Raw genomic sequence first — 10,191 nt, 5'->3', positions numbered from 1 at the left:
ATCGCTATCTATTGCATGTTCAGCTAGTTTTTCTGATTCATAACATTGCATATTTATTTTAGTTTTGCAACACCCTCGAAATATTTGATGGTGAATAGTGATAGAACTTTGCCATAAATGATAGATACTCTTTCAAATCTCCTGTTGTACGAAAATAGCTTTCAATGCTGTTTTCCATTCCTTTTGTAAGTGCTTGAACTTCTTCTTTTTTCTGTTCTACAGATTTTACTGGATATTTTTTTTATAAGCCATGATTCAAGAACTCCTTCATTACGTAATTAATGTTTTATTAGTTCATCAAAATTTACATTCCAATTGTCAGTGAACCCTAAAAATATCTCGTAACCTATAGGTATGCCTTTTTCGCTTACTTCTATATAAACTCCATCTTCATATTCGTCTTGAACATTAATTTCTTTTTTCCAAAGATCAATGCCCTTCCACCCATATACTTTTGCGAAAGTTGATGCCACTTGAATTATTTCTATTTCTTGCTCTGCCGTTGCTACCATTTCAAACTGAAAGGAAGAATGTGTCCATTTCTTTTCACCATCTTTATATGGAATTTCTTTGAAATGTGGGTACTTATTTTGGGTATATAAATTTAGTTCATCATGTTCTTTTCCAGCCTCAGTTGATTCAGTATCCCTTGTGATTAAATATAAATTTTTCAATGCCTATTCCTCCTTTTTCAAATAAAAAAACTAGATAACTTTTTGCCATCTAGTTTCAATACAGTAACTTATTGTTTTACTTTTCTTTAGATGCTTCCAATAATTCTTCCATATCTTCTTCATTCCATCTCTCAGCTGTATCAAAGAAAAGCTCATGAGTTTTTACATTGATCGGAACTAACATATTCTCTTGATTCATGACATGAACTGCAAGTTCTTCCTCTTTTACAAGTAAAATAAGTTCACCTTCTCCAACCTCTTTAATGACCCCTAATGCGATATCTTCACGAAATAATAACATCCTACTAACCTCCTGTTTTTTTATAAAAAGAAACAATGTAGCTTACGTTACATTGTTCTTTGATGCCTCATAATCTAAACGTTTTTGTCTTGCGTTACTAATCCGTTCGGCTACGACTTCTTTTGCTATCTTCACACTTCCCATCTCTTGTTTATCAGTTGTAATAAGACTATCTACACCCTCTAAAAAGAAATAACCATTTAATAACTCAATTAAAATTTGCGTATTTCTATCCGCACTATTTGCACCAAGACGAATTTTTGTTAGTTCACTTTTTAACACATCATGTAAGTTTTTTGATACCACTTCCGTTACATAATTTAACGACCATTCTGTATTTTTTGCCGCTTCATGCTCCTTGCAAATTCTTCCCATTGCTTCCCCTGTATATCGAATTCCGTGTTCCTCCATATAATCCTTTATATAATCCTCTGTCGCTTGATCCATCGTTACCTGTCTTCTGATTGTGCTCATTTAATAACCCCTTTCATTTTGATATGCACTTTCTTTTTGCATACGCTCATAATACTTTTGATTCTTCCAGCTTTCATATTCACTTTTAAAAGCACTTTCCACTTTCCTCATAGAATATTGAATAGATACATTCTGCTGAAATTTTCGAAATGACTTTGATTTTTTCATGTGATGGATTCTTTTTTGTTCTTTATCATATGCCTTCATTTCTTGTAAAAAAGCGTTACCCATTCTTTTATATAGGTCATTGATTTTATTCGTCTTGTAATTTTCATATTGCTTCTTATCATACTTTCCTTCCCCATATGCTTCTTTAAAAACTTGCACTTCTTTATCTAACTTTTGGAGAAACTGATTGTAATCTTTTTTATGATGATGTTGAATATACCGACTGCTTAATTCATCAATTTGCGGCTTTAATGGTTGCATCGTATTGTAGCTATATTGCCACTGTCTTTTATCACTTGGTAACTGTTTATAGATTTGTAAAAACAATGGTTTCAAATGTTGATTACGCCAATCAAAAACGGAATCTTCTTTTTTCCTTCCCACCATATTGTTTCGAATCAGATCATTAATTTGTTTTTGTTCATGCTTACGATCTAACAAATTATTTACGACTTTACCCTTCATCGCATCTAATGTTTTTGGTTTTCTTTTACCACGTTCTCTTGTTGGAAATGGTTCAACAGTTGCCACATGAATATGAATATTATCCGTATTAAAGTGAATGGCTGCCGACCAGATAGAGCTTTTTTCCAACCTCTCTCTTTTTTGCATTTCCTTCATCGCAAGCCTTGTTACATCCATTAACTTTTTTTCATCCAATGTTTTTGTTTTCTCATCATAAATTCCTTGTTTCTCTAACCAGGGATTATGAAAAGAAATGACATCTTGCCACATGATACTTCCATTCTCATGAGCGGTTTTAAACATTTCCTTTAAGGACTTTTTTTCACTTTCTGTTAAACGATTTGCATGTTCCGTAAATAGTGCCGATGTCTTTTCTGAATTTCCCATATAGTCTTGATACGTTTCGAACATTTTCGGATTCAGCTTCACTTCACTTTTCGCTTCCTCCCGATCTACATAATCAATATAGTTCTGAAACGCATCGGAACTTGGTAACAGAAATTTCGTTTTTAAAACAACACCTGGTGTGACGGAAGATTGAACAGGAATGGCATTATTCATTTTCAACATCCTGCATCATCATTTGAATAAACTCATTCATTTTTTCCATTGCGCTATAACAATCACTCATCATATGGATGTTCTTTTCAATAAGATTTTCCAATTCCATTTCCCTTTTATTTTGTTGCTGAAAAAATGCCAGCATTTCAATTTGGGCTTTCAAAAATTTTTGCCGGGATATTCCCTTTCTCTTTGCCATTTCATCTATTTTCTTTACGGCAATTGGATCTACTTCTCTTATTCTAATTTCCACTTTTCCCTCTCCTTTCTACAATTCTGGGTAGAGATCAAAAAATAGTGAGAAGAGCATAAGGGGTTTTTGTTCCCACCTAAGGTGTGAAGCTAGGCGGAGCCTAGCAAAACGATGGGAACAAGAAAACCTGCAAGGTGAGTACTCACTGATGACACAAATTAAACTGATGAGTACTCACTGACGATACAAAAACCAACAGATGAGCACTCAATGAGTACTCAAATTTCACTGGTGAGTACTCACTGACGACATGACTTTTTTCACTTTTTATTAATTTCTTGTGCCTTTTGCTCTAACTTTTTGATTTTATCTCGTGCAATTTTTTGTTCTCCTTTAAACAATTCAACGTTCTTTTCTGATGATTTTATTTTTGATTCTAAGGATGCTATTTTTGATTGTGTTTCCGTTTTTTCTGCTTCAGTTTGGTACTTCATTTCATCTTGTAATTCCTTTACTTTTTCATAAACTGTTTTTGCATTTTCTTCTTCCAGTTTGATTGCTTTCCCATAATTTTTTATCTTTGTTTCGATATCCTTTTTGTCTCTTTCTATAAAATCTAGCTCATATGTTTTTTTATCTTCAGCTATCAGTTCGTCATTCGCTTTTGTTTTTCTTTGATCGGTAAAAATTGTCTGAACTAATTTATTCGGACTTTTTGTTGCTGCATTTTCTTCTTCAGATTCGTTAACATCTTGTGTAAATTTACGAATATCCATTTGTTCTTTCTCACCATTTTTATTGTAAATATCGAAAGCTAACGCTCCCCAATTCGGAGATAAGTCTTTTACTTCTACAACGTAATTTCCGTTCTCCTCGTACAATACTTTGACAGGTAATTGAACACCTGGATTTGCTTTTTGCTGTGCTTTAAATGTATATCCTGTTTCCTCATATCCTTCTAATCGAAAGTAAATTTGTATAAAGTTTTTGTGTGGATTGTATTCCCTTTTCTCTACAATCAATTTCCCCATACCCGACAACTTAATTACTTTATTTGTCTCTGTATGGAATAGTTTTTCATCGTTTGGCATGTAAATTTTTGATGTCAAGAAAGCGAAAAAACCAAAAAATAGAAAGCTGATAATTGTTAAGTAGATCCACGACTTATTTTTTCTTAGATTGATTCTTTCACTCTTCTTACCAATCGCTCCTATCACACTCTCACCCCACCTTTTCCGTTATAAAACTTTCATATTTAACTCTTCCACACTTGTAACTCGCCATATTTCATTTTCTTTTTTCATGATGATTCGTAACACATTGTTTACTTTTTCTTCTCGGTTTTGCGTTGCATCTGTCGTGACATTTATAAATTCAGCTAACACATTTACCTCCTCTTTATCGGGTTCATTTTCTTGTAAATAAAACTTCATTTCTATTGGTTTCGTTTTATACGTATCTCCTAATTCGTATTTATCAGTTGGATAAAATTGTTGTAATAGTTCTTCACTCATAATGGATTTTGCTTTTTCTTTTCGCTCACTGTAGCCTTCTTTTTCTCGATGAAATGATAATTGAATAAACGTTTCGGCTGTCGATAAATACGCCCTTCTCTGTTGTTCTTGTGCGGAAGGAAGTACCTTATCCAGTCGTTTTTTTAAGTCTTCATTTTGTTTTGTTAGTAATTCATTTGAAAGTTTTAGCTGTTTTTCTTTACCATCACTCATTGACTTTTTACTCAAATAGATATTAAAAGCTGTCACACCTACAACTAAAATGACAAACACAATAAACAAAGATTTTCGTTTATCTTTCATTCTTTTAGTCTCCTATTCTTTCGGTTTTTAGAACCTTCTTACATGACCAGAAAAGACTTTTTTCCAATACGGATTATTTAAATCTTCAATAGAAACACCTTTATTCGTTTGGCATCCAATGAAAGTATTTTTATCAATTACAATGCCAACGTGTCCGTCATGTTTGTAGGTATCAAAGAAAATAACATCACCCGGTTTCATATCATTTGCTGATACTTTTGTACCAATTTTGTTTAATGTTTCCGTACTTACGGCTCCTATCGGACTGGTATACATCCCTACTTGTTCGAATGCCCAGCGTACAAAACTTGAACAATCAAAAATCCCTCTTGCAATGTCATTTGTGTTACGCCCTCCACCAAATACATAGGTAGAACGTCCTATCCATTGGCGACCTACATCGGCAACTTTTGAACCGCTACTGCCTCCACTTCCTGGATTTCCTCCTCCACCAGAAACGACAGAACCCGGCTGATAATATTTTAAAACTGCGTCAACGTACAAAATATCGCCATAACACGCTTGATATGGTACGGCTTCTGGTCTAAGGCAATGGTACATTCCTGTATGTTTCACTTTTTGATATTGTTGTTGTGAAAATTTAATTGCTAATTCTTTCGTATACTTGCCACCATTTGCGCCAACAAAATCAAAAAATCCTGTCCCGAAATTGTAAGCTTGAAGGGCTGTTTTAATATGATCCATGTCCCCAGGACTCGTTACTCCGGCTCTTTCTATCGCATGTTTAAACTCCTGTACACCAGCCCAAATACTGTAGTCTGGATCTGTAATACAGTTTGGTGATTTACAATATTTCGTATTAAAAGCGCCTTCGGAACTCTGCATCGGATCACTACCACGTCCTCCGCTTTCCTGCATCATTTGTGCAAGCATTAAAGCGACAAACGGTTCCACGCCAAAAGCTTTCGCATGCTTCCGAATCGTAGGTTCCCATTTTAAAACTTCGGGCGAAACATTCATGGCTTGCCCTTCACCTGTATACGTAATATCACCCGTGTCTGTTCCACTATCACTCCCCATTGCCGCAATAAAAATGCTTACTACTCCAAGTAAAAGAAAAGAAAAAAGACCCATCACAAGTAGTGCTAAAGTGATGAGCCATTTCTTTGGTATAATTTTTAAAACTAGATGCATAGTATTAAGCACCTCCCCCGAATAACATCAATTCTTCGTCCGTTACTTCTACATGAAAATGAATGTTTTTTACAGCCCCAATACTTAAGATGACATCCCCTGTTGGCAAATGTGGAATCGCTGCAATCTCACTTTCACTTAACTGTCCTGCAAATACTTTTCGTAACATATCTAAACTGTTATTATCTTGCTGCATGATAAATTTGTACTGTGTAAGTTCAAATAGTTTTTTAATTTCATCAATCATTTCTTGTGAAGATCCTTCCGGTACAAAATCACGAATCGTGTGACTTGCATATAAAAGCCCTGCAAAATATTTTCGATCTTCTCGGCTAAGTTTCGTTAAAAATTGTAGAGCATGTGCGCTTTCTTTTTTCGTGTTGATGATATGATGCGCCTCGTCAATAATAATGAAATAACGAGTTACATCTTCAAAAGCAAGTTGCTTTTTGTTAAAGGCTTTTAATTGAGGCGCACCATTTGAAATCATTTCATCCCAAAGGAGATTTAACACATTAAAGATCTGTGCCTGGAATACTTCTGGTTTAAAGCTGGATATATTCCGTAAGGAAAAGGATACAACTTGTTCTTTCTTGAAATCTTCAATTGTAGTATGACCATCAAATAATTCTGCATATGCTTCTACTAAATTTGTAAGATTTAATTCAATTAATTCTAAACGATGAATTCTACTGTCTCCTAAATTATCATGATGCTTTCTAGCTTCTACATCTTGATATAATTCTTTACGAACAAACATTAAAAAGTCAGAGAAAATCGGATATTCTTTTGATTTTCTTGTTGTAATTTCATTTTTCGCTCCTTTTTCGTCATTCCATAATCCCATACGAATATATAATTTACGAAGCAAATTTTCATATTCTTTAATTTCATCATCTTTTGCTTCTGGCGCAATGAATCGATAAAAAATTGTCAATTTAGATAGATGTTGAGTGAAACTAACTTCTTCAAGCTCTGCTGTTTTGTACACTTGAAGTGGGTTAATTTGACCTTGAGAACCGTCTAATGAGATGGTCTTTCCTCCCAGTTCTTTCACTGTATCTGTAAACTCTTCTACAACATCAAATATCCGAACAAAATGACCCTTACTTGCATAATCCACACTTTTCTTTTTTAACAATGTTGATTTCCCCGCACCAGACTTCCCAATCATTACACCGTTATAACTCTTTCTTTGATTGTCTTTATGGAAGATATCAAAAATAACATTTCCTTTTGTTTTCGTTGTTCCATAATACGTACCGTATGGATCGTGCAAATAGGAATAATGAAACGGACACCCACCAGCCAAACTGACTGCCGGAATTTCTTTCCCTTTTCTTCGGTTCACATAATTTTTTTGTGTATCAAAGCTCGTTACGAGTGCATCCCATTCATACTCTTGTTCATTTAAAAAGACAGCTCCTCGAAAGTTATAAGATTCTAATGTTTCCAGGATTTCTTTTACTTGTTTTTCTAGCTCATCTATTGTTCTAGCGGAAACATAAATACGAATGTGAATACGTTTCATGACCTCACCTTGTTTCAAATCCGTATAGAGAGCTTCCAGCTCTAAAAATTCATTTTTCGCATCAATCCGATCTATATTATCCTTCGCTGTATCATGCCGAACACTTTGTTCACTCATGGATTTATTAATCGATTCAACAACTTCATTTCGATTATCACTCATGACATCTAATGTTGTGATCACATTCGGCATATTCATAATTTGCTCTAACCAAAAATCATTTACCTCTGTTGGATAATCATAGACATGAATGCAAGTACCTAATCCATCACCTGTTTGAAAATAACTTTCTTTAAAACTAATTCCCCCTTGTGGCTGAACTCTAGCCACTAAAAAGGGGTTGTAACCTTTCTTCTTTTTTAGTTCCTCTTGTTTTTCTTTTTTAGATTTTTTACTCTTGAACGCAAACATATTGTTGCCCCCTTACTACCATATATTTTTCGTTCCTAATTTTGCATTTTGATTGAACAATTTAAACATAAGCTCTAACTTTTTCTCTTCATCCACCTCTAATAGTTCAGTAGAGCGCTTGATATATCGTTTTGCTGCATCTACACGTTCTTTTACGATTAATTCCGTTTCTCCGTAAATAAATAAGAAGGCTTCCCGATTGGTTCTGCCCCATTCTAAAAACTGCAGTTCTTTTAACTTTTGATTTAAAATTCGTTCATACAAAGGACTGGTACATTCTTTAATTTTCTTCTCTATATAACGTTGCTGTTCGGTTGTTTGACATGGGAAGTTTAAAAAAACGAGTTTAATGGACTGTTTGTAGGCTTGATAAAAATAAGCATGTGAGAAAATAACAAATGCTTGCTCGTCGCTATTCTTAGAGAACATATCGTCACCTTCCACTTGAAGAATTTCTAAAAACTCCTCATTTTTCAGTTCAAATATGCCATCCTCTGTCATGTCTACAATTTGCATAATTTCCGCAATACTTTTCTTTACCTTTGGTGGAGCTTCTTTCTTTTTTCTAGATAAAAAACCTAACAGTTTTGAATTTTTCTTTTTCGAAAGGTCTTTCTTTGGCTTTTCTTTCTTCTGTTTTTTTACTTTTGGTTCTACCTTTGGTTTTTCTTCTTTCTTTTTGTTGGGTACCACCTTCACAATTTCTTTTGGTTCAGACATTGATTCTTTTACGTTTTTTTCGTTAAATCGAAATGCATTTTTCTTAGGTCTTTCTAGTTGTTTTGGCTCTTCTTTTTCTACATCTTTTTCGCTGAATAACGCCATATGTGATCCCTCCCTTATTGATCGTTATCAATGGCGCAATATGCACCTTTCCTTCTTAGCAAAGTAATAATCAATACTTCATACATTCGTTTTTGAGGATTCGTACTTGGTCGCCAAATCATGATAATTGCAATAGCTACCATGAAAAGAATAAATGGTAACTGAAAGGACTCATGTACGAAGTTCCTAAGAATCATCGTTACAACTAATAAACCAATTAATAAAAAGAAATCTATTAAATAAAGCACTTTATTAATCCGTAATTCTGTACTGATTTCCTTCGGAATTCGATAGCTTCTCATCGGGATTCCCTCCTTTTCGACAATAAAAAATAAGCGTACGATTACGCTTATTTTTTATCCGTATTCTTTTTATTTTTGTTTACAATATCTCTCCAACTTTTACCCGTATTTTGACCCATTTGATAAAAACGCTTTGTATTTTGTACCGTTTCAGAAGTATTAATTCGTTCTTGTACACCTCTTACTTTTTGTTTCACTGATGATGTCGTATGTTTAACTTTATCCGTTGTATATTGTCCCAATGTCCGTGTTTCCTTACTGCTACTTGCTGCCACTTCTTTATCACTTTCATAAGGAATAATTGGACTACTATGTGTCACCGTTACAATATCGGCTGGTGCCGGGCTTCCTCCACTTGGTACTGATTTTGGTGTTTCTACTGGCGCCGGGCTTCCTCCACTTGGTACTAATCTTGGTGTTTCTACTGGTGCCGAGCTACTTCCGCTTGGTACTGATCTTGGTGTTTCTACTGGTACCGGACTTCCTCCACTTGGTACTGATCTTGGTGTTTCCACTGGTGCCGGGCTACTTCCGCTTGGTACTGATTTTGGTGTTTCCACTGGCGCCGGGCTTCCTCCACTTGGTACTGATCTTGGTGTTTCTACTGGTACCGGACTTCCTCCACTTGGTACTGATCTTGGTGTTTCCACTGGTGCCGAGCTACTTCCGCTTGGTACTGATCTTGGTGTTTCCACTGGCGCCGGGCTTCCTCCACTTGGTACTGATTTTGGTGTTTCCACTGGCGCCGGGCTTCCTCCACTTGGTACTGATCTTGGTGTTTCCATTGGTGCCGGGCTTGATGTTTGACTTCCTTCACTTGTTCCTTGCCTTACTGTTCCTGGTGTTTGACCTCCTTCACTCGCTCCCTGTCTTACTGTTCCTGGTGTTTGACTTCCTTCACTTGTTCCCTGTCTTACTGTTCCTGGTGTTTGACTTCCTTCACTTGTTCCTTGTCTTACTGTTCCTGGTGTTTGACCTCCTTCATTCGCTCCTTGTCTTACTGTTCCTGCTGTTGGATTTCCTTCATTTCCTTCATTTGCTCCTTGTCTTACTGTTCCTGCTGTTTGACCTCCTTCATTTGCTCCTTGTCTTACTGTTCCTGGTGTTTGACCTCCTTCATTTGCTCCTTGTCTTACTGTTCCTGCTGTTGGATTTCCTTCATTTGCTCCTTGTCTTACTGTTCCTGCTGTTGGATTTCCTTCACTTGCTCCTTGTCTTACTGTTCCTGCTGTTGGATTTCCTTCACTTGCTCCTTGTCTTACTGTTCCTGCTGTTTGACTTCCTTCACTTGCTCCTTGTCTTACTGTTCCTGCT

At 35.6% G+C, this 10,191-nt stretch carries 11 protein-coding genes and 1 pseudogene; all 12 read right to left on the bottom strand.

Going from position 1 to position 10,191, the window contains the following annotated elements; all coding sequences use genetic code 11:
• Positions 1-278: 278 nt before the first annotated feature.
• The gene (locus tag ACQRBL_RS31320) at positions 279-674 is read right to left on the bottom strand and encodes a hypothetical protein (RefSeq protein ID WP_411996522.1); all 396 of its coding nucleotides are present in this window, start codon (positions 672-674) and stop codon (positions 279-281) included.
• Between the two features lie 76 nt (positions 675-750).
• Entirely contained in the window at positions 751-975 is a 225-nt protein-coding gene (locus tag ACQRBL_RS31315; protein WP_411996523.1) for a hypothetical protein, read from the bottom strand.
• A 42-nt stretch (positions 976-1,017) separates the two neighbouring features.
• Positions 1,018-1,449 (bottom strand): hypothetical protein, encoded by a 432-nt coding sequence (locus ACQRBL_RS31310; protein ID WP_411996524.1) that lies wholly within the window; start codon positions 1,447-1,449, stop codon positions 1,018-1,020.
• Entirely contained in the window at positions 1,450-2,643 is a 1,194-nt protein-coding gene (gene mobP2, locus ACQRBL_RS31305; protein ID WP_411996525.1) for a MobP2 family relaxase, read from the bottom strand.
• Positions 2,636-2,896: a hypothetical protein gene (locus ACQRBL_RS31300; protein ID WP_065486300.1), complete on the bottom strand. Its 261-nt coding sequence runs from the start codon at positions 2,894-2,896 to the stop codon at positions 2,636-2,638. The genes mobP2 and ACQRBL_RS31300 overlap by 8 nt, the downstream gene beginning before the upstream one ends.
• Before the next feature lie 260 nt (positions 2,897-3,156).
• Positions 3,157-4,053, bottom strand: coding sequence for a hypothetical protein (locus ACQRBL_RS31295; RefSeq protein ID WP_411996526.1), 897 nt, complete (start codon positions 4,051-4,053; stop codon positions 3,157-3,159).
• Positions 4,054-4,074: 21 nt separating this feature from the next.
• A complete protein-coding gene (locus ACQRBL_RS31290) occupies positions 4,075-4,653 on the bottom strand; it encodes a MerR family transcriptional regulator (RefSeq protein ID WP_074596408.1) in 579 nt (192 codons plus the stop codon).
• A gap of 27 nt (positions 4,654-4,680) precedes the next feature.
• Positions 4,681-5,808: a lysozyme family protein gene (locus ACQRBL_RS31285; protein WP_411996527.1), complete on the bottom strand. Its 1,128-nt coding sequence runs from the start codon at positions 5,806-5,808 to the stop codon at positions 4,681-4,683.
• 4 nt (positions 5,809-5,812) lie between these two features.
• Positions 5,813-7,750, bottom strand: a complete 1,938-nt coding sequence (locus ACQRBL_RS31280; protein WP_012263720.1) for a VirB4 family type IV secretion system protein — start codon at positions 7,748-7,750, stop codon at positions 5,813-5,815.
• Positions 7,751-7,765: 15 nt separating this feature from the next.
• A complete protein-coding gene (locus tag ACQRBL_RS31275; protein ID WP_411996528.1) occupies positions 7,766-8,575 on the bottom strand; it encodes a hypothetical protein in 810 nt (269 codons plus the stop codon).
• A 14-nt stretch (positions 8,576-8,589) separates the two neighbouring features.
• Complete coding sequence (locus ACQRBL_RS31270) at positions 8,590-8,877, bottom strand: DUF5592 family protein (protein WP_001258281.1); 288 nt, start codon at positions 8,875-8,877, stop codon at positions 8,590-8,592.
• A 47-nt stretch (positions 8,878-8,924) separates the two neighbouring features.
• A pseudogene (locus ACQRBL_RS31265) lies at positions 8,925-10,191 on the bottom strand (pLS20_p028 family conjugation system transmembrane protein); the annotation flags it as partial.

Source organism: Bacillus sp. AF62 (assembly GCF_050312695.1).
In the GTDB taxonomy this organism is placed as follows: domain Bacteria; phylum Bacillota; class Bacilli; order Bacillales; family Bacillaceae_G; genus Bacillus_A; species Bacillus_A cereus.
Note: the sequence above shows the minus strand (reverse complement) of the source record. Positions and strands in the feature narration are given on the sequence as shown.